This window comes from Butyrivibrio sp. AE2032, assembly GCF_000702965.1.
In genome coordinates this window covers 824,442-844,852 of sequence record NZ_JNLF01000005.1, presented here as the reverse complement: position 1 = coordinate 844,852, position 20,411 = coordinate 824,442, and the positions used below count along the sequence as shown (strand labels likewise).

Below are 20,411 nucleotides of genomic sequence, written 5' to 3'. Positions count from 1 at the left end.
TACAGTATGGCAGTAGAAAAAACAATGGATAAGATAGTCTCTCTTGCAAAGAACAGAGGCTTCGTATATCCCGGTTCTGACATCTACGGCGGTCTCGCAAATTCATGGGACTACGGCCCGTTAGGTGTTCAGCTTAAGAATAACGTTAAGGCAGCATGGTGGAAGAAATTCGTTCAGGAGAGTCCTTACAATGTAGGACTCGATGCTGCGATCATCATGAACCCCAAGACATGGGTAGCTTCAGGCCACGTAGGCGGATTCTCGGATCCTCTCATCGACTGCAAGCAGTGCAAGGCGCGTCAGAGAGCAGACAACCTCGTTGAGGACTGGAACAAGGAGAACGGAATCGATAACGTACCTGTTGAGGGTATGAGTCCTGAAGAGATGGTAGCTTACATCAGAGAGAAGAACATTCCCTGCCCGGTATGCGGCGGCCACAACTTCACAGACATCCGTAAGTTCAACCTCATGTTCAAGACATTCATCGGCGTTACCGAGGATTCAACTTCTGAGGTTTACTTAAGACCTGAGACGGCACAGGGTATATTTGTTAACTTCGCAAATGTTCAGCGTTCTTCCAGAAAGAAGATCCCGTTCGGCATCTGCCAGATCGGTAAGTCTTTCAGAAACGAGATCACGCCCGGCAACTTCATCTTCAGAACACGTGAGTTCGAGCAGATGGAATTGGAGTTCTTCTGCGAACCCGGCACAGACCTTGAGTGGTTTGATTACTGGAAGACATTCTGCCATGACTGGCTGATCAACCTCGGCATCAAGGAGTCTGAACTCCGTACAAGAGACCACGCTAAGGAAGAGCTCGCTTTCTATTCCAGAGCAACGACAGACTTCGAGTTTGCTTTCCCGTTCACTGACTGGGGCGAACTCTGGGGCATCGCTGACCGTACAGACTACGATCTCAAGCAGCATATGGAATTCTCAAAGCAGGATCTCACATATTTCGATCCCGCTAAGAACGAGAAGTATGTTCCTTACGTTATCGAGCCTTCGCTCGGTGCTGACCGTGTAACTCTCGCTTTCCTCTGCTCTGCTTACGACGAGGAGGAGCTCGAAGGCGGCGATGTAAGAACAGTCATGCATTTCCATCCGTTCCTCGCGCCCATCAAGATCGGTGTGCTTCCTCTTTCCGCTAAGCTCACGGACAAGGCTCAGCCCATTTTCGAGTCGCTCTCGAAAAAGTACATGTGCGAGCTCGACGACCGTCAGAGCATCGGTAAGCGCTACAGAAGACAGGACGAGATCGGTACTCCTTACTGCGTAGTTTACGATTTCGATTCTGAGACGGACGGATGCGTTACGATCAGGGAAAGAGACTCCATGAAGAATGTCGAGTACGAACCCGGAAACATCAGATTCCCGATCGACAAACTCGATGAATTTTTCTCAGATAAGTTCGATTTTTAAAGACCTTATCTGATAAAATAAACTGATAAGTTTTTAGCAGGCTAAAAAGCCTAATGAGAAACAAAATTGAAACCAATAAATGAAAGGCGGATAAAAGAATGACAAAGTACGTTTACCTGTTCACCGAAGGCAACGGAAACATGCGCGAACTCCTCGGAGGTAAGGGCGCTAACCTTGCTGAGATGACAAACATCGGTCTTCCTGTTCCTCAGGGATTCACGATCAGCACAGAGGCTTGCACAAAGTACTACGAAGACGGCCGTCAGATCAATGACGAGATCATGAGTCAGGTCATGGAGTACATCGTAAAGCTCGAAGAGATCACAGGCAAGAAGTTTGGTGATCTCGAGAACCCGCTCCTCGTATCCGTAAGATCCGGTGCAAGAGCTTCCATGCCGGGTATGATGGACACGATCCTCAACCTCGGTCTCAACGAGCAGGTTGTTGACGTTATCGCAACAAAGTCCGGAAATCCCAGATGGGCATGGGACTGCTACAGAAGATTCATCCAGATGTATTCCGACGTCGTTATGGAAGTCGGCAAGAAATATTTCGAAGAGCTCATCGACAAGATGAAGGCTGACAGAGGAGTTACACAGGACGTTGAGCTCACAGCTGACGACCTCAAGGAACTCGCTTCACAGTTCAAGGCTGAGTACAAGGCAAAGATCGGTTCCGATTTCCCTACAGATCCTAAGGAACAGCTCGTAGGCGCAATCAAGGCCGTATTCAGATCATGGGACAACCCGAGAGCAAACGTTTACAGAAGAGACAACGATATCCCTTATTCATGGGGTACGGCAGTTAACGTTCAGTCCATGGCATTCGGTAACATGGGTGACGACTGCGGTACAGGCGTTGCTTTCACACGTGACCCTGCCACAGGTGAGAAGGGCCTCTTCGGTGAGTTCCTTACAAACGCACAGGGCGAGGACGTTGTTGCAGGCGTTCGCACTCCTATGAAGATCGCTGAGATGGAGCAGAAGTTCCCTGAAGCATTCGCTCAGTTCGTAACAGTTTGCGAGACACTCGAAAAGCACTACAGAGACATGCAGGACATGGAGTTCACAGTTGAGCACGGTAAGCTCTACATGCTCCAGACAAGAAACGGTAAGAGAACAGCTCAGGCTGCCATGAAGATCGCTTGCGACCTGGTTGACGAAGGTATGAGAACACCTGAGGAAGCAGTTGCAATGATCGATCCCAGAAACCTCGACACACTCCTTCACCCTCAGTTCGATCCCGCTGCCCTCAAGGCTGCAGAAGCAATCGGTAAGGGCCTTGGCGCTTCTCCGGGAGCTGCTTGCGGTAAGATCGTATTCACAGCTGACGATGCAGTTGCTTGGCACGACAGAGGAGAGAAGGTAGTCCTCGTAAGACTCGAGACATCTCCTGAAGATATCACAGGCATGAAGGCTGCTGAGGGTATCCTCACAGTACGTGGCGGTATGACATCACACGCTGCAGTTGTTGCACGTGGTATGGGTGAGTGCTGCGTATCCGGATGCGGCGAGATCGCTATGGACGAAGCTAACAAGAAGTTCACTCTTGCTGGCAAGACATTCCAGGAAGGCGACATCATCTCCCTCGACGGTTCCACAGGTAAGATCTACGACGGCGCTATCCCTCAGGTTGACGCTGATCCTAACAATGGTTACTTCGGCCGCATCATGAAGTGGGCTGACGAGTTCAAGAGACTCGAAGTACGTACAAATGCTGATACACCTAACGATGCCAAGAAGGCTCGTGAGCTCGGTGCTGAAGGTATCGGTCTCTGCCGTACAGAGCACATGTTCTTCGGTGAAGGCAGAATCGATGCATTCCGTGAGATGATCTGCTCCGATACAGTTGAGGAGCGTGAGGCTGCTCTCGAAGTTATCCTTCCTATGCAGCAGTCCGACTTCGAAGCTCTCTATGAAGCTCTCGAGGGACATCCCGTTACTATCAGATTCCTTGACCCGCCGCTCCACGAATTCGTTCCTACAGAAGAGGCTGACATCAAGGCATTAGCTGACAAGAAGGGCAAGTCTGTTGAAGACATCAAGACATTGATCGCTTCACTCCACGAGTTCAACCCCATGATGGGTCACAGAGGATGCCGTCTCGCAGTTACATATCCTGAGATCGCAAAGATGCAGACAAGAGCAGTTATCCGCGCTGCTATCAACGTCAATGCTAAGCATCCCGATTGGAACGTAACACCTGAGATCATGATCCCTCTCGTATGCGAGATCAAGGAGCTCGTAAACGTTAAGAAGGTTGTCGTTGCAGTTGCTGACGAAGAGATCAAGGCTGCAGGCGTTGACATGGGCTACAAGGTAGGCACCATGATCGAGATCCCGAGAGCTGCTCTCACAGCTGACGAGATCGCTAAGGAAGCTGAGTTCTTCTGCTTCGGTACAAACGACCTTACACAGATGACATTCGGTTTCTCCAGAGACGACGCAGGCAAGTTCCTCACAGCTTACTATGAGTCAAAGATCTTCGAGTCCGATCCGTTCGCCAGGTTAGACCAGAACGGCGTTGGTAAGCTCATGAAGATGGCTATCGAGAACGGTAAGGCAGTACGTCCTGACCTCCACCTCGGTATCTGCGGCGAGCACGGCGGTGACCCGACATCCGTAGAGTTCTGCGATGAGATCGGCCTTGACTATGTATCCTGCTCACCTTTCCGTGTACCGATTGCAAGACTTGCTGCTGCACAGGCTGCTATAAAGCATAAGGCTTGATCGATAATTAACTTTAAGCAATAAAGCATGGAGCTATCTCAAAGTAAATGAGGTAGCTCCATTTTTTTGGAAACGTGACTGAAGTCATACACGAGGAGCCATGAAGTGGCTCATAAAAATGTAAATCTTGTTGAAAAGTGGCTCATAAAAATGTAAGATTGGAATAAAAGTGGCTCATAAAAATGTTGGCCGTCGTTGATTTCTTTGTTGGAGTGAAGCTGTTGGAGGGCTCTAATTATGTATTTGAAGCGCAAAGCAGATGAATATTTGGAGGCTTGGTATAAGAATCCGGACAGAAAGCCTCTCATTGTTAAAGGTGCGCGCCAAGTTGGAAAGACTAAAACAATTAGAGAATTTGCCGGCAAACACTACGATAGCATTATAGAAATAAACTTCTTTACACATCCGAATTATAAGGGAATAACTGAAGCGGGATATTCAGTTTCTGATATTGTTAAGATCATAACGAGGATCAATCCTGAGATTAAGATCGTACCAGGTAAGACGCTTATCTTCTTTGATGAGATTCAGAGTTTTCCTGAAATCACAACATCGCTTAAGTTTTTTAAGGAGGATGGGAGATTTGATGTTATATGTTCGGGATCACTCTTGGGGGTGAATTACAACAGAATCGACAGTATCAGCGTCGGATATAAGACTGATTATGATATGCGCTCTATGGATTTTGAAGAATTCCTTTGGGCTAAAGGTTATGGCAATGACGTAATTGGGGAGATGTTAAATCACATGGTTTCCGGAGCGGCATTCACTAGTGTTGAGAATGATCTATATTCTAATCTTTTCATCGAATTCTGTATGCTAGGCGGTATGCCGGAGATTGTTGCTTCATATATTGAGAAGGAATCTTTTGAAGGCAGTCTCGTTCTTCAAAAGCAACTGCTTAATGACTATGAGAGTGATATCCGCAAGTATTCAGAGGGATTAGATCAAGCCAGAATTGTAAGTGTTTTCAGGTCTATTCCAGCGCAACTTGCCAAAGAGAACAAGAAGTTCCAGTTCAGGAAAGTAAGAGAAGGCGGTCGTTCCAAAGACTACATGGGATGCGTAGATTGGCTTAAAGATGCGGGAATTGTAAATGTGTGCAATTGTCTGTCTTTCCCTGAGCTGCCACTAAAGGGTAACGAAGATCCAAGCAAATTTAAAGTATATATGGCTGATACGGGACTTTTGGTTGCTTCTGTTGATCCTGAAGCACAGACTGATCTAAGGGCCAATAAAAATCTAGGTATCTATAAGGGTGCTCTATATGAGAATTTCGCAGCCGAAGCTCTGGTGAAGCAAGGTTATGATTTATACTATTACAAGCGCGAGAATTCCACTTTGGAAGAGGATTTCTTTGTAAGGTCTGCTGATGATCTAATTCCTGTTGAGATCAAGTCGGGAAATGATCAGTCGAAGTCAATGAAAGAACTGATCAATAATGATAATTATCCGGATATAAAATACGGCATCAAATTTATATCCGGTAAAATAGGTATTACTGATAAGGTGAAAACATTCCCTCACTTCTGTATGTTTTTGTTAAAAAGATATATCGAAGAGACTACATGACATAATAGGCAGTAAATTGGCCCTTCAGGCTGCTGTATATCATCAGTAACTTTGATGAACCGGCTCTCTTGCCGGTTTTATTTTGTGTGACCGGAAACCATTTTTAGACAATTTCTTCCATTTGTCCTAAATGTGCAATCTGTTACGTCTAACCCGAAGCGGTTTATGCTATACTCCACGAAAGAAAATGGTTGATGGCAGCGGAAGGGAGGGCTGTTTTTGAAGATCGATCCGACAGTAAAAAAAGAGACAATATATGTATGTGTTGTCACTCTGATACTCAGCATGCTGATGGAATCGGTATTCCTGATCTTAAGGCAGTGGCATCTTACTGTTCTGCTCGGAAATCTTGTAGGAGCAGGCACAGGCATCCTTAATTTCTTCCTTCTGGGCCTGTCTGTTCAAAAAGCAGTCAAAAACGAGGAAACGAGGGCAAAAGAGATCCTTCGTGCATCCCATGCCCTGAGATACGCGCTAATGGTTATTCTTGTACTGATAGCCATACTTATCCCGTCCGTATTTAATATGTGGGCTACACTGATATCCCTGCTTTTTGCGACCATCGCTGTCTATACGAGAGCAATATTCAATAAAGATAAGAAAACCGGTACAGCTTCTGCGCCGGCTGCTGCAGATAATGCTGATAACGGAGGGGACGGGGAAGAATGAGCATAGTGTTCCTTATTCTCAGCATCCTCTCGATGGCGGCCGCCATAGCCGTTAAGGTTATGTTTGTCCCTGCATCTGACGGTATCGACATATCGGGTGCACATGTATTCTTTACCATCAAAATGCCGATACAGGATCTCCCGATAACTGAAGCACAGGTCAATTCCTGGTGTGTGATCCTTGCAGTTCTGTTCCTGTGCCTTTTTCTTACGACGGGTCTAAAGACACGTAACATATCCGTAAGGCAGATGGTCGCAGAATGGATCGTGGAGAAGGTGACAGGTCTTGTAAGGACAAACATGGGAGAATACTTTGAAGGTTTTGCTCCTTTTATAGCTGCGATCTTAGGATTATCAGGTTTTTCGAGCCTCTCATCGCTTTTGGGACTCTTCCCGCCGACATCCGACATCAATATCATCGCCGGCTGGGCAATACTGGTATTCTTCCTGATCACATACTATAAGATGAAGGCCGGCCCCTGGATCTATCTTAAGAGTTTCGGTCAGCCACAGCCTCTCCTGGCTCCTCTTAATATCATCAGTGAGGTTGCCACTCCGATATCCATGGCATTCAGACATTACGGAAATGTCTTATCCGGTTCGATAATTTCGGTGCTCATAGCAGTGGGACTCACCAAATTGTCTAACAGCCTGTTCTCATTCCTGCCGGGAGCACTTGCCGACTTCCCTTATCTGAGGATCGGTATTCCGGCTGTACTGTCGATTTATTTTGATCTGTTCTCAGGATGTCTCCAGGCGTTTATCTTCGCCATTCTTACCATGCTGTATGTGGCAGGCGGTTTCCCTGCTGAGGAATATGCCGCAAGGAAAAAGAGAAGACAGGAACGCGTTGCAGCCAAAGCCGCACGTTCACAGACCGCTGGAAAGCATGCGGATAATTAATATATAAACAACATACGGAGGTATTTAAATATGTTGGAACTTGCAATCGGAATCATCTTAGGAGGATGCGCTCTTGGTGCCGGCTGCGCCATGATTGCCGGTATCGGTCCTGGTATCGGAGAGGGACATGCAGTTGCTAAGGCCTGCGAAGCTATCGGCAGACAGCCTGAGTGCAAAGGTGATGTTACTTCAACAATGCTCATGGGATGCGCTGTTGCAGAGACAACGGGTCTTTATGCGCTCGTTATCGCCATCCTCTTGATCTTTGTTGCACCGGGAAGATTCGTGGATCTTCTCATGACTACGATCGGCGGCTGAAACGGAGTCTGACACATGCAGGATCTGGATATTATTTCAGTAAATATCTGGCATATAGTCATCTCGCTCGCCAATCTCGTAATACTCTTCCTTATACTCAAAAAGCTTCTTTTCAAGCCTGTAAAGAAGATCGTTGATAAGAGGCAGAAAGAAATCGAGTCTGAGTATAAAAAGGCTGAGAAGACGCAGGCTGAGGCTGATGCGATAAAGGCTGAATGGGAAGGTAAGATGGCAACAGCGGAAGCTGAGGCCGATAAGATCATAAGTGATGCAGTCGAACGTGCGGACAGCCGTAACGAGGTCATGCTCTATGAGTCCCGTGAGAAAGCTGATCAGATCATCCGTAAGGCAAAGGCCGATATCGAACGTGAGAGGAAAGATGCAAGAGAAACGATCAAGAAAGAGATCGTTGACGTATCTCAGACCCTTTCCGAGCAGATCATCGGACGCGAGATCAACATGGATGACCATCGTGACCTGATAGATAAAGCCATTGATAAGATAGGTGAAGAGCAGTGACTAATGTAGGAAGAGAATATGCGATCGCATTATTCGAAGCCGCCTATGAGGACGGTTCACTGGATGCTGTAAGAGAAGATCTTACAGAAATCAGAAAGCTCCTTAAAAAGGAGCCGGATTACATCTCTTTCCTGATGAATCCGGGAATCCCCAAGGAAGAGAGGCTCGATTCATTATCCGAAGCTTTCGAGGATAATGTCGAAGACCTTCTGTATTCATTCCTTGCGGTAATGGTCACAAATAACCATATGAACGAATTCTTCACTGCTGCGAAAGAATTCGAAGGGATGTATGAAGACTATAAGAAGATCAGTTTTGCCGTTATTACCAGTGCGGTCAAACTGACTGATGAGGAAAAGAGAAAGATCGTGACACGCTTAAGAAAGGTTACCGGCAAAGTCATCTCGCCCATATATAAGGTCGATGAATCGATCATCGGCGGAATTACCGTAACCTGTGACGGAAAGTTCTTTGACGGAAGCGTTGTCAGGAACCTTAAGAACATAAAGGAAGTGATATCGTAAATGACAGGAAAACCTGAAGAAATAAGCAATATCATTAAAGAGCAGATCCGCAATTACAAGACCCGTGTCGATATGGGTGAAGTCGGAACTGTTGTATTGGTCGGTGACGGCATTGCCTCCGTATACGGACTCCGCAACTGCATGTCAACAGAACTTCTGGAATTCGAAGACGGTTCAGTCGGACTAGCCCAGAATCTTGAGAATGACACTGTCTCGGTTGCGATACTTTCCGATAAGTACGATATCAGGGAAGGAACAAAGGTTAAGCGTACAGGAACGGTTCTCTCGATCCCTGTAGGCGAGAGTTTCTTAGGAAGAGTAGTAAATCCTCTGGGTGAGCCTATTGACGGCAAAGGTCCTATCTTCGGTGAAGCCAGAAGACCTGTTGAGGCTGAGGCTCCCGGCATTATCGAGAGACAGAGCGTATCAACACCTCTGCAGACCGGTATCAAAGCCATTGACTCCATGATCCCGATCGGACGCGGCCAGCGAGAGCTCATCATCGGTGACCGTCAGACAGGTAAGACCGAGATCGCAATCGATACGATAATCAATCAGAAAGACAAGAATGTCATCTGTATATACGTTGCCATTGGCCAGAAAGCTACATCAGTCGTATCCCTGGTCGCTGATCTCGTAAGAGAAGGCGCAATGGCATATACGATCGTTGTGTCTGCAACTGCCGCTGAGAGTGCACCGGTCCAGTACATAGCTCCTTATTCGGGTTGTGCCATGGCTGAGTATTTCAGAGAGCAGGGCAAAGACGTTCTCATCATTTACGATGACCTGTCAAAGCACGCTGTCGCATACAGAGCTCTGTCACTTCTTATCAGGAGACCTCCGGGAAGAGAAGCTTATCCGGGCGATGTATTCTATCTGCATTCAAGACTTCTTGAGCGTGCGGCATGTGTTTCACCGGAATTCGGCGGCGGTTCCATTACCGCGCTCCCTATTGTCGAGACACAGGCAGGTGACGTATCCGCCTATATCCCGACAAATGTTATCTCCATCACTGACGGACAGATCTTCCTTGAGACAGAGATGTTCCACAGCGGCATTATTCCTGCGATAAATCCGGGTATCTCAGTATCCAGAGTCGGAGGATCTGCGCAGGTCAAGGCTATGAAGAAGGTTTCCGGCGAGTTAAAGCTTTTGTACTCGCAGTACCGCGAACTTCAGGCTTTCGCGCAGTTCGGTTCGGATCTTGATGCTGATACACGCGCAAGACTTCATCTTGGCGAACGTATCGTGGAAGTGTTAAAGCAGGACCGTAATGCACCGGTTCCTGTCGGAGGCCAGGTTGGAATCATCTATGCGGTAATCAACGGTTATCTCAACGATGTTGCACTTGATGATATCAAGGATTATCAGGAACGTCTGTATGAGAAACTCGATCACGAGCATAAAGCCTGGATGGTAAGGATCAGCCAGGGATCCTGGACTGAAGAAGATGAAGAGGAGCTTAAGGGCGTCCTTAACAGGATGAACAGGAAATAAGACATGGGCAAGGATATAAAGTCTTTAAGGACCAGGATCAAGAGTTTTGATTCCACATTGCATCTTACGGGTGCAATGGGTCTTGTTGCTTCATCAAAGATAAAACGCGCATATGATGCCATGGCTGCCGGCCGTGAATATTCAGCTGCCATATCTGATGTTACGAAGAGACTTGCTTCATGTCCTGAATGCAGTAAGAGTCCTTATTTCGGCATTAACCGTCCCAAGCCGGAAGAAGATACTGAAGATGGTTCTGTCTCTGCAAAGAGTTTTACAAGACTTATCATAATAGCCGGTGACAGAGGACTTTGCGGCGGATATAACGCCAATATTTTCAGGACTGTAAGGGATATGGAATATGTTGACATCCATCCTGTCGGAAAGAGGGCCTTTGCGAGATACCGTCCTGAGACTGAAGAGGAACTGAACGATGATGAGGAGCCTTTATATCAGTCTTCTGAATACTATACATATGAGGAAGCCGAGGCTGAAGCAAAGCTCTGCTGCGAGGATTTCCTTGCGGGAAAGATCGACCGTGTCGGTATCGTATATAACAGATATGTGTCGATAATCAGCCAGGAACCGGACGTTTTCTGGATCCTTCCGATGGAGAGAGGAACGGAAAGATGTGTTGATACGGGTGTTTTCGAGCCGTCACCTGAGGAACTGTTCGGGAATATCGTTTTGAAGTATTTTGCAGCCAAATTATATGCACTCGTAAAAGAGAGTTTTGCGTGTGAGGTCGCTGCGAGAAGAATGGCGATGGACAGCGCTAAGAAGAATGCACAGCAGATGATCGATGATCTGACGCTTGAATATAACAGAGCCCGTCAGGGTACGATTACTCAGGAGATCACTGAGATCGTAGCCGGTGCGGGAAAGTAGGAGGTTCGTAATGGACAGTAATAAAGGAATGGTCGCGCAGGTAATGGGCCCTGTCGTGGACGTAAGGTTCGCTGAAGGGCGTCTGCCTCCGATCAACAATGCTCTCGAGATCATGATAGGCGAGAGACGTCTCGTGGTCGAGGTCGCCCAACATATAGGAGACAGTACGGCAAGATGCATCGCAATGTCTTCTACTGACGGTCTTAAGAGAGACTCCGAAGCAATCGATACAGGTAAGCCTATAAGCGTTCCTGTTGGACGTGAGACACTGGGAAGAATATTCAATGTCCTGGGTGAGCCTACTGACTTAAAGCCGGCACCGGCAAATGCTCCCCGTTGGGACATTCACAGACCTGCGCCCGAATATGCTAATCTCTCATCAAATAAAGAGATCCTCGAGACCGGAATCAAGGTTATCGACCTTTTGTGCCCTTATTCCAAAGGCGGTAAGATCGGTCTGTTCGGAGGTGCGGGAGTAGGTAAGACCGTGCTTATCATGGAACTTATCAACAATATCGCCAAAGAGCACGGCGGCCTTTCCGTTTTCACCGGTGTAGGCGAGCGTACACGTGAAGGAAATGATCTGTTCAATGAGATGAAGCAGTCAGGAGTTCTTGATAAGACCGCCCTGGTATATGGTCAGATGAATGAACCGCCGGGAGCACGAATGCGTGTTGCTCTGTCAGGCCTTACAATGGCTGAATACTTCAGAGATAACGAGGGCCAGGATGTGCTCCTGTTTATCGACAATATCTTCAGATTCACGCAGGCAGGTTCGGAGGTGTCAGCACTTCTCGGAAGAATGCCTTCAGCTGTAGGATATCAGCCAACACTCGCTAATGAGATGGGTGCTCTGCAGGAGAGGATCACCTCGACCGTAAACGGATCCATCACATCTGTCCAGGCTGTATATGTTCCTGCGGATGACCTGACCGACCCTGCGCCGGCAACGACATTCGCACATCTTGATGCCACTACGGTATTGTCCAGAAGCATCGCTTCACAGGGTATCTATCCTGCCGTTGATCCTTTGGAATCCACGAGCCGCATCCTGTCACCTGAGGTCCTTGGCAGGGATCACTATGAGACTGCAAAGGAAGTTCAGCGTATTATCCAGCGTTATACGGAACTCATGGATATCATCGCGATCATGGGTCTTGATGAGTTGTCAGATGAAGATAAGGTGCTGGTAGAACGTGCGCGTAAGATACAGAGATTCTTATCACAGCCTTTCCATGTATCCGAGAAGTTTACCGGTATCGAAGGCACATATGTGCCGCTGTCTGAGACCATCCGCGGTTTCCGCGAGATCATAGAGGGTAAGCACGATGATCTTCCCGAATCGGCATTCCTCTTCGTCGGAACGATCGATGAGGCTGTGGAAAAAGCTGCAAAAAGCGGTAAGAAGTAATGAAAACATTTGAACTCAAAGTCATAACGCCGAAGGGCGCTGTTATCGACAAACAGGTATCAGGTCTTTATCTCCGCGGCAGTGAAGGTGATCTTGCCATATTTGCAGGACACATACCTTTTGTAACAGCTGTCCGTGAAGGCAAGTGCACCATAGTCTACGATGATGCATCAGATGATACTGAAGCGGAGATCGGAGCAGGTATGCTCAATGTTACCCGTGATAATGTAACGCTTATTACCGAGACATGGAAAGCTTGAGCTGATTTTAATAAAATCCTGAAAAGAAACCTGCTAACAAAAATCAATAGCCAGTTTACAAATAAACAGATAGCAGATTTAAGCATGGCAAACAGATTTTGATATAGTCAGACTGTAATGTTAGAAGGTTTTTCACACAATTATTCTAACAATAAACGGGCCCTTCGGGACCCGTTTTCTTTTGCAATAAGATAGGGGCTATCTCTTTTGTTTTGAGACAGCCCTTGTTGGTTTATGTTAACGGTTATGTCAGACTTCGCCGACCGAACCGCTCTTGTAGATAAATTTCTCTCCGGAATGGGCAGCAGAGTAAGCCTTTGCAGATTCAAACACTGCTTTCGCCCTGTTTAACTGTTCGATGTTATCCTCATCAAGGATACTGCAGATTTCTGATATGCCCTCGTTATTGAAACGGTTAAGGCCTGAATCAAGTTTTCCTGCACCATCGCGGAGAAGGAGGATCCCTTTAGTGAATTCGGGAATGCTGTCCTGAAGAGTAACGATACCATTGTAGAGTTCCGTTGCTCCGCTGCTCAATCTGTCCGCACCGTCTGCCAACTGTACGGCACCGCTCTTAAGGGCAGAAGCACCCTGAGCACACTGGTCAACTCCGTCGGTATAGCTCTTAAGACCGATATAGAAAGTATTGTAACTGTCCAAAGATGCCTTAAGAGAGATAAGACTCTGGGCGCCTTCAGATGCTGCTGTTAACTTGGACTGTACGGTATCACTTGCCATGGCCTCGCTGATGGCTTTGTCGATCTGCTCATCGGTGTTCTTATCTATCAGTGCCTTGATCTCGTCACCGGACATCTGCTCATCAACTTTTTCCGCGATCAATGCCTGAACGGCATCGCCGGACATCTGGATATCAGTCTGTTCTGATACTGCCTGACGTATCTGTTCACTGTCTTTCTGCAGTTCCACCTGTTCGCTGATCATTGCTTTGATCTCGTCTGATTCCATCTGTTCATTTACTTTGGCATCAATAAGTGAACATATCTCCTCTGTGGCCATCTGCTGCTCTATTGCATTGTTTATCTCAGTTTTCGTGCTGTCATCCAGAGCATCGAAAGTGTCTTCGTCCAGACCTTCTGCAGCCAATACCTGAGATCTGACCTGATCTTTTACTGCAGATGTTACCTGCAGTGTGACCTGTGATCTGACAGCTGATGTAACCTGATCTGTTACTGCCGGCTCTGCCTGCTCCCAGACAGCATTTTCGACCTGTGATTCAACTTCGGCTCTAACTGCTTCGGTTACTCTTGAGGTGATATTATCTTTAACGGCACTTTCTACCAACGCATGAATCTCGGCTCTTTTTGCTTCGACTGCAGCCGTGACTTCGGATAAAGCCTGTGTATATACGGCGTTGTCATCAAGGGAAGAAATCAATGAGTTTAATTCTTCCTGATAGTTATCGATGGTGAGGTCAGGACAATCAAGACCCGCATCACGGATCTGCTTGGTTGCTGTGTCGAGCAGTGCATTGAAAACCTGTACTGCGCCGCCGACGATATCATCACTGTATGAAGATAATTCATTAAGACCTGAACTTAATGAGTCAGCGCCTGCGCTTAGATCGTTTGCGCCTTTATCAAGTTCAACGGTGCCGTTCTTTAATTCCAGTGCACCGTCCGCGAGTTTATCAGTTCCGTCTGACAGTTTGCCGCATCCGTCGTAAAGTGTGTCAAGGCCGCCGCAGAGAGCATCGGAGCCGTCGAGGAGCTGTTTCATTCCATCTGAGAGCTTATCTGCTGATCCGCTCAGTTTTTCCGTATCTATATCAACATCATCTGTAATGTCGAATTCCGAGAGAAGATCCGGCATTGCGACAGACATTGTCATATCGAGTGCAAAATCTTCCACATCAGCGGTGATCTCCACATAATCCGTGAGTTTGTCTTCTATTTCTTTGATGTTATCGTTTGAACTGTCAGGATCTATCGCATCCTTAAATCCCGGGACGGCAAGGCCTACTACAAAGAATCTGCTGCCGTCATCAGTAACCTTGCCTGAGTTTACGGTGACATTGGAGAATTTTTCCTTATCGAGAACCATTCCAGACATCATGGTGACGGGAACTGTGATCTCTTCGGTCTTACCGTTGATGCTGATATTTGTTTTGACATGGTTGTCATAATCAAAACGGATGGTAACCTTTCCGCTCTTGCCTGCAAGATCTTCAGGCTTTATCCGATTGCCGTTAAGGTAATAACTGATCTTTACGCTGACGGGGATATCGGATTCTTCGCATCCGCTGAGCTCTTTAATGTTTCCTTCAGCATCGGAGATCACATAGAATGTCTCGCTGGTATTAACGGGTTTTCCGAAGTCGCCTGAATATGCGATCGTACTTGTGCCGTATTTGGCTATCGGATCAGCATCTTTGACATCATCCGTGGTGAATGCGCATCCGGCGATGTTTGCCGACATGGTCATTACAAGTAATAATGACAATGCTTTTTTCTTATCAATATTGTTTTTCATATTAATATGCCTCCTGATGTTTAACTTTTACTTTTTTATTCATTCCCAACGTTGTCGCGCATATGACTCTGTCAAAGACATAGAGCAGCGGAGGGAGTATCAGTATTACCGCGAGGACGGAGATAACGGCACCTCTTGCCATCAGCATGCACATGCTGCTGATTATGTCTATTTCAGAGTAAACTGCTACTCCGAATGTCGCTGCGAAAAGTCCTGAACCGGATACCAGAATCGACGGGATCGAAGTATAGAGCGCGGTGTGTACTGCTGTCTTTTTATCCTGCCCTCTGATCCTCTCGTTCTTATAACGTGTCGTCATGAGGATCGCATAGTCAACGGTCGCTCCCAACTGGATGGTGCTTATGCATATCGGCGCGATGAACGGCAGGCTCTGACCAAGATAGTGGGGAAGACCTAAGTTGATGAATATCGCGAATTCGATGACGGATATAAGTATCATCGGAAGGCTTATGCTCTTTTCTGCGAATGCGATGATGATGAAGATGGCGACGATGGATATTATGTTGACGACTCTGAAGTCCTTATCGGTAGTCTCGATCATATCCTTCATGCAGGGTGCTTCACCTATAAGCATTCCGGTGGGATCGTAATGCTTTAATATCATGTTCAGATTATCTATCTGATTGTTTACCTGATCTCCGGCTACTTTATATTCGGAGTTGATAAGGAACAGTTCCCATTTATCGTTCTCGAGGACACTCTTTAAGGAGTCCGGAATAATGTCTGAAGGAACGTCAGAACCTAACAGGCTCTCGAATCCGAGTATTGTTTTGACACCGTTAACTTTTTCCATCTCACGGATCATCTCTCTCTTGGTTCCTTCATCCAGAGAAGAGTCGACCAGGATCATGTGTGTTGAAGCGATATCATACTCGTCACGGAGTTTGGAATTCGCGATAACATATTCCATGTCTTTGGGAAGGCATTCGCCCATGTCATAGTAAACTTCATTCTCCGTCTTTTTGTAACCGTAGAATGCAGGCGGGATAAGAAGCGCGAAAACAATGAGAAATACAGGGAACACCTTGATCAGGTGTCCGGCAAACTTTCGTGTGTCTGGAATAAGGGAACGGTGTGATACTTTGCTTAACGGTTTATCCAGCATCAGTATCAGAGCAGGGAGGACCGTAACGCATCCGATGACTCCTAATATGACACCCTTGGCCATGACGATGCCGAGATCGCGTCCCATCGTGAAAGTCATGAAGCATAGCGCCACAAATCCCGCAACGGTCGTAACCGAACTTCCCAATACGGAAGTCAATGTCTCATTGATAGCCTGAGCCATTGCTGCTTTGTGGTCTTGGTTCAGGGTTAACTGTTCATTGTAGCTGTGCCAGAGGAATACCGAGTAATCCATTGTTACTGCAAGCTGCAGTACGGCAGACAGCGCTTTTGTGATGTAACTTACCTCACCGAAAAAGTAATTGCTTCCGAGGTTTAAAAGTATCATCATTCCTATGGATGCCAGGAATATGAGAGGTATCAGCCAGTTATCCAGCAATAAGATCATTGCTGCAAGAGCGAGAACTACTGCAATGCCGACATATATCGGCTCTTCTTTCTCGCACAGATCCTTAAGATCTGTGACAAGGGCTGACATGCCTGCCACAAAACACTGTTTTCCGCAGATGCCGCGGATCTCACGTATGGCATCCATGGTAAGATCATCAGACGTCGATGTGTCAAAGAAGACAGCCATCATAGTTGAATTGTCTGTGTTAAAAGCGTTATAGAGTCTGTCCGGCAGCATTTCCATAGGAACTGACATGTCTGCAAAAGAATCGTACCAGACAACAGAATCAACATGATCGACCTGTTCGATCTCAGCCTTTAACCGGCTGACATCTTCAGGAGCCATGTCCTCCAATATGATCATAGAGAATGCGCCTTTACCAAAATTGGATAAGAGTTCGTTCTGGCCCTTAACTGTTTCCATGTCTTCCGGAAGGTAGTTGAGCATATCATAGTTGATACGCGTGTTTACCATACCGAGTACGGCGGGAATCATTAACAGTAATGTCAGGATCAGTACCGGGACACGGTACTTAACGATAATCTTTCCCGTTTTCATTCACGTTACTTCCTTTCTTGCGGGCATTAGCCCTTTATCGATTGGAAGTATCGTATTTATTTCATACGGAATGAATGGTCATTAGACCGTGAGTATACAAAAATCAGACATTTTGCGTTTTTTGTTCGAAAACCGGTCAGGTGTTTTTGGCTCTGTCGAGCATCATCTCGGCAACACCCGAACGGAGTTCCAGAAATCTGATGAGTCTGTCACGTTCATTGGTCTTCATGCCGCGGTTGATCCATCCCATAACTTTGCCGAAGCATTCATCTTCATAAGCGTGAAGGATTATCATGCGGTCTTCTTCTGATATATCGTCAGCTTTGAAGAGTGCTTTTCCGTATTCTGAGATAACATATTCGCATATGCGCCAGAGATGCAGCTCAAAGAGTGCTCTGTCTGCCGAACTGCAGACATGCCATATTATCTTTCTGTTCTGTTCAGCGAATTCCATGATAGCGAGCATGGCTGAATTGATTGAATCAACAGAAGGGTACCTGGCGATCAGTTCATCCGCTTTCTGTTCCACGATGTATTCTATAAGAGCCGGAATATCTTCAAAATGGTAGTAAAAAGTATTACGGTTGATATTACATTGATCAACTATGTTCTGAACGGTGATCTTGCTGACCGGTTCGTTCTCCAATAAAGTCATGAAAGCATCACAAATATATTGTTTTGTTCTGACTGCCATGATGAGCACCTCTGTTTTTTATTAATTATAATACAGAAAAAAAGTCTTATGTGTCTACTTTCAGAAATGAATCAGGACAAAATATATCACCGGTGTCTACCGGCAGAAAAAGAATTAAAGAAATATTTTTGGTGTCACTTTTATTGACAGGTACAAATCAGCTTTGTGCTTTTGACAAAACACGTCGAAAGCAATTTGTATTTTTGACAAAAATGCTTATTATTACATTGTGTTTTTGACAGCAGCCTTAACGCCGGCGGCATATATGAGAATGCGGTTGCCCAACAACTGAAAGCCTCCGGTTTTGAAATCTATTACTACAATTCCAACCGACTTGGCGAACTTCGATGCATTATAAGAAAGGCGGAAAGAGCCTTCAAGGCGGAGTTTGGAATACAGATCACCTGCCCATTCACGTATCTCGAGATTCCAGCTTTGTTCAGAGCAAAAGAGCGGCTGGCCGATCAGGTCTTTAGCTTTGATGCTCTTTTTCTTTGAAAGAGGATGGCTGTTCAGCATAACGGCGCCCCAGCGGTCAGTGGACGGAAACGGAAGATACTCGTATTTTTCTCTGTTTGAAAGCATCAGGATTATCCACAAAACGGTGAAAAGATAAAGAAGTTCGTTGAAGAGATTTCCGGGAAGTAATAATTTATCTTTTTTAATCTTCGAAAGGCATAAAAACCTGCTAACAAAAATCAATAGCCAGTTTACAAATAAACAGATAGCAGATTTAAGTATGGCAAACAGACCGGTTGATTCCGGTCTGTTTTTCTTTTATGCGACTATTGAAGTTGGACGATTAAAAATGAGTATAAGGACTGATTCCTTGCCTGATTGGTTTATTTTATTGAACTTAAACTGGCAAAATTAACTGGGCTCGCAATGGCTATTTTAAGCGGGCTCAACAACTTTACCCGGATGATATAATTATCATGTCTGAGGGAGCGATCCCTTAGAAAAACAGCAGGATAATAAACTGTTATGAAATGACCTTCGTCAAGTAGTATTTTTTCTTCATATCAATACCTTTCATCTAACAACATTTGGAAAGAGCCAATATAACAGTCTCCGACAAGTAGCCACTCTGTTATTCGTGGATTGGTTACCGACAGGCTAATGGTTTCGTCGAGAGCCTTGCTATCTAAGATCGTGGATCACCTGATCAGGTGCGCACATAGTTCGTCCGCAACTGGCTCAACCGTCATGTGTTTTTGGCTCCTTCCAAATATCGTCAGCTATGTTTCTCATTAAGCTACCCTTTCTTCAATGTTATCTGTCATCATTCCCCAAACAAAACAGGCAAGTTCTCTTGCTATGGCTGCTATCGCGACATTTTTCTTCTTTCCATGCCGTATCAACCTATAGTACTTACTGCGCATTCGGTTGTTTGCCCTATCTGCGTACGATATAACTTGAACACTGTTTCCTTGTTGGCGTTTTTTCAAGTCCTTTGATTTGTACCCGATATTACCTTTACATATTCCCCAAGCAGCTTCTACAAGAAGCCTTCGCAGATTACTGTTCCCTGCCTTGGTGATCCCAAGTCGATTTATCTTATCGGAGCTTGAATGTTCACCTGGTGCCAGACCAAGATATGCTGCATAAGCATTACCCTTTGCAAATCTTTTGAAATCTCCAGTCTCAACTATCAGAGATAATGCGACATGTGTTTTAACACCAATAAAACAACCGAGTTTCTTTACCTTATCCGCATACTTTTCCTGTGCAGCTATTTCCTCGATGCGAGTGTCGTATTTTTCTATCTTGTCAGTCAATTCAAAATATGTGGCCATATACTCATCAAGAGTTTCCTGATATAAAGGTGGCAGTTTTATTGCTGATAGCCAGTCCAAATGCATCTGAGTCCATTTACCTTGAGGATAGTAGTATCCGTGACGAAGACAGAATGCGTTTATCTGTTGCTTGATTTTTTTCAGGGCAAGTTTATGGTCATCACGCATTCGCAGGTATTCCTTCACGGAATCGTCATCTTCTGTAGGAATATACACAGGATGGTATCCGCCATACGATAGGCATTGTGCAATCATTAATGCATCTCGTTTATCTGTTTTAGTCCTCTTTCCTTGTTGGGTAAGCATCGTAGTAGGGGCCAAGATTACGCATTTGACACCTGCGGAAGTAAGCTGATTGTACAAGGTATATCCCAAGCATCCCGCTTCGTATCCGCATTCAATGTCATAGGTATCGTAAGGATCAAGTTTCTGTTTCACTTTCTCTATAAACATCAATATGTTCTTATAATCCGGTGCGACCTGAATTTTGGCATAGATCCTATCGTCAGCTCCGAATACAGGTTCCATTGCGCATAAGGTGTAATTTGTGCTGTGGACATCCATTCCTATCTTTAGTATTCTGTTCATAGTGACCTCCTTTGTATGTGGTAAATCCCATAGCTTTAGC

At 45.9% G+C, this 20,411-nt stretch carries 17 protein-coding genes; 12 read left to right on the top strand and 5 right to left on the bottom strand.

Translation table 11 applies throughout. The features are described from left to right. The first annotated feature begins 6 nt into the window (after positions 1 to 6). The 12 genes from BO18_RS21500 (at position 7) to BO18_RS21445 (ending at position 12,708) form a co-directional block, all read left to right on the top strand. Positions 7 to 1,422, top strand: coding sequence for a glycine--tRNA ligase (locus tag BO18_RS21500; RefSeq protein WP_034449586.1), 1,416 nt, complete (start codon positions 7 to 9; stop codon positions 1,420 to 1,422). Positions 1,423 to 1,520: 98 nt separating this feature from the next. After that, the gene (gene ppdK / locus BO18_RS21495) at positions 1,521 to 4,151 is read left to right on the top strand and encodes a pyruvate, phosphate dikinase (protein ID WP_034449584.1); all 2,631 of its coding nucleotides are present in this window, start codon (positions 1,521 to 1,523) and stop codon (positions 4,149 to 4,151) included. Between the two features lie 237 nt (positions 4,152 to 4,388). Then, positions 4,389 to 5,723: an ATP-binding protein gene (locus BO18_RS21490; protein ID WP_028507843.1), complete on the top strand. Its 1,335-nt coding sequence runs from the start codon at positions 4,389 to 4,391 to the stop codon at positions 5,721 to 5,723. Positions 5,724 to 5,942: 219 nt separating this feature from the next. Continuing rightward, on the top strand, positions 5,943 to 6,392 hold the full coding sequence (locus tag BO18_RS21485) for an ATP synthase subunit I (protein ID WP_034449583.1): 450 nt from the start codon (positions 5,943 to 5,945) through the stop codon (positions 6,390 to 6,392). Then, complete coding sequence (locus BO18_RS21480; protein WP_066738401.1) at positions 6,389 to 7,294, top strand: F0F1 ATP synthase subunit A; 906 nt, start codon at positions 6,389 to 6,391, stop codon at positions 7,292 to 7,294. Before BO18_RS21485 ends, BO18_RS21480 begins: the two co-directional genes overlap by 4 nt. Before the next feature lie 30 nt (positions 7,295 to 7,324). Beyond that, positions 7,325 to 7,612, top strand: a complete 288-nt coding sequence (gene atpE / locus BO18_RS21475) for an ATP synthase F0 subunit C (RefSeq protein ID WP_028507845.1) — start codon at positions 7,325 to 7,327, stop codon at positions 7,610 to 7,612. 15 nt (positions 7,613 to 7,627) lie between these two features. Continuing rightward, on the top strand, positions 7,628 to 8,131 hold the full coding sequence (gene atpF / locus BO18_RS21470) for a F0F1 ATP synthase subunit B (RefSeq protein WP_028507846.1): 504 nt from the start codon (positions 7,628 to 7,630) through the stop codon (positions 8,129 to 8,131). Further along, entirely contained in the window at positions 8,128 to 8,655 is a 528-nt protein-coding gene (gene atpH / locus BO18_RS21465; protein WP_034449580.1) for an ATP synthase F1 subunit delta, read from the top strand. The genes atpF and atpH overlap by 4 nt, the downstream gene beginning before the upstream one ends. After that, positions 8,656 to 10,152, top strand: a complete 1,497-nt coding sequence (atpA, locus tag BO18_RS21460) for a F0F1 ATP synthase subunit alpha (protein WP_034449578.1) — start codon at positions 8,656 to 8,658, stop codon at positions 10,150 to 10,152. A gap of 3 nt (positions 10,153 to 10,155) precedes the next feature. Further along, positions 10,156 to 11,037, top strand: coding sequence for an ATP synthase F1 subunit gamma (atpG, locus tag BO18_RS21455; protein ID WP_034449577.1), 882 nt, complete (start codon positions 10,156 to 10,158; stop codon positions 11,035 to 11,037). Positions 11,038 to 11,047: 10 nt separating this feature from the next. Then, entirely contained in the window at positions 11,048 to 12,448 is a 1,401-nt protein-coding gene (gene atpD / locus BO18_RS21450) for a F0F1 ATP synthase subunit beta (RefSeq protein WP_034449575.1), read from the top strand. Beyond that, a complete protein-coding gene (locus BO18_RS21445) occupies positions 12,448 to 12,708 on the top strand; it encodes a FoF1 ATP synthase subunit delta/epsilon (protein ID WP_034449573.1) in 261 nt (86 codons plus the stop codon). Before atpD ends, BO18_RS21445 begins: the two co-directional genes overlap by 1 nt. A 249-nt stretch (positions 12,709 to 12,957) precedes the next feature. On the opposite strand, the gene BO18_RS21440 is transcribed toward BO18_RS21445, so the two are convergent. The 5 genes from BO18_RS21440 to BO18_RS21420 form a co-directional block, all read right to left on the bottom strand. After that, a complete protein-coding gene (locus BO18_RS21440) occupies positions 12,958 to 15,198 on the bottom strand; it encodes a hypothetical protein (RefSeq protein WP_051689032.1) in 2,241 nt (746 codons plus the stop codon). Between the two features lies 1 nt (position 15,199). Continuing rightward, a complete protein-coding gene (locus BO18_RS21435) occupies positions 15,200 to 17,293 on the bottom strand; it encodes an efflux RND transporter permease subunit (RefSeq protein ID WP_034449571.1) in 2,094 nt (697 codons plus the stop codon). A gap of 136 nt (positions 17,294 to 17,429) precedes the next feature. Then, on the bottom strand, positions 17,430 to 17,987 hold the full coding sequence (locus tag BO18_RS21430; protein WP_034449570.1) for a TetR/AcrR family transcriptional regulator C-terminal domain-containing protein: 558 nt from the start codon (positions 17,985 to 17,987) through the stop codon (positions 17,430 to 17,432). Positions 17,988 to 18,209: 222 nt separating this feature from the next. Beyond that, positions 18,210 to 18,572 carry a hypothetical protein gene (locus BO18_RS21425; protein ID WP_034449569.1) on the bottom strand — a complete coding sequence of 121 codons (363 nt, stop codon included), beginning with the start codon at positions 18,570 to 18,572 and terminating at the stop codon, positions 18,210 to 18,212. Between the two features lie 665 nt (positions 18,573 to 19,237). Next, positions 19,238 to 20,371 carry an IS110 family transposase gene (locus BO18_RS21420; RefSeq protein WP_034447655.1) on the bottom strand — a complete coding sequence of 378 codons (1,134 nt, stop codon included), beginning with the start codon at positions 20,369 to 20,371 and terminating at the stop codon, positions 19,238 to 19,240. Positions 20,372 to 20,411 lie beyond the last annotated feature (40 nt).

Excerpts from the sequence above, each read along its gene's own strand:
- BO18_RS21500 (WP_034449586.1), top strand. The coding sequence starts at position 7 with ATGGCAGTAGAAAAAACAATGGATAAGATAGTCTCTCTTGCAAAGAAC.
- ppdK (WP_034449584.1), top strand. The coding sequence starts at position 1,521 with ATGACAAAGTACGTTTACCTGTTCACCGAAGGCAACGGAAACATGCGC.
- BO18_RS21490 (WP_028507843.1), top strand. The coding sequence starts at position 4,389 with ATGTATTTGAAGCGCAAAGCAGATGAATATTTGGAGGCTTGGTATAAG.
- BO18_RS21480 (WP_066738401.1), top strand. The coding sequence starts at position 6,389 with ATGAGCATAGTGTTCCTTATTCTCAGCATCCTCTCGATGGCGGCCGCC.
- atpE (WP_028507845.1), top strand. The coding sequence starts at position 7,325 with ATGTTGGAACTTGCAATCGGAATCATCTTAGGAGGATGCGCTCTTGGT.
- atpF (WP_028507846.1), top strand. The coding sequence starts at position 7,628 with ATGCAGGATCTGGATATTATTTCAGTAAATATCTGGCATATAGTCATC.
- atpA (WP_034449578.1), top strand. The coding sequence starts at position 8,656 with ATGACAGGAAAACCTGAAGAAATAAGCAATATCATTAAAGAGCAGATC.
- atpG (WP_034449577.1), top strand. The coding sequence starts at position 10,156 with ATGGGCAAGGATATAAAGTCTTTAAGGACCAGGATCAAGAGTTTTGAT.
- atpD (WP_034449575.1), top strand. The coding sequence starts at position 11,048 with ATGGACAGTAATAAAGGAATGGTCGCGCAGGTAATGGGCCCTGTCGTG.
- BO18_RS21445 (WP_034449573.1), top strand. The coding sequence starts at position 12,448 with ATGAAAACATTTGAACTCAAAGTCATAACGCCGAAGGGCGCTGTTATC.
- BO18_RS21440 (WP_051689032.1), bottom strand. The coding sequence starts at position 15,198 with ATGAAAAACAATATTGATAAGAAAAAAGCATTGTCATTATTACTTGTA.
- BO18_RS21435 (WP_034449571.1), bottom strand. The coding sequence starts at position 17,293 with ATGAAAACGGGAAAGATTATCGTTAAGTACCGTGTCCCGGTACTGATC.
- BO18_RS21430 (WP_034449570.1), bottom strand. The coding sequence starts at position 17,987 with ATGGCAGTCAGAACAAAACAATATATTTGTGATGCTTTCATGACTTTA.
- BO18_RS21425 (WP_034449569.1), bottom strand. The coding sequence starts at position 18,572 with ATGCTTTCAAACAGAGAAAAATACGAGTATCTTCCGTTTCCGTCCACT.
- BO18_RS21420 (WP_034447655.1), bottom strand. The coding sequence starts at position 20,371 with ATGAACAGAATACTAAAGATAGGAATGGATGTCCACAGCACAAATTAC.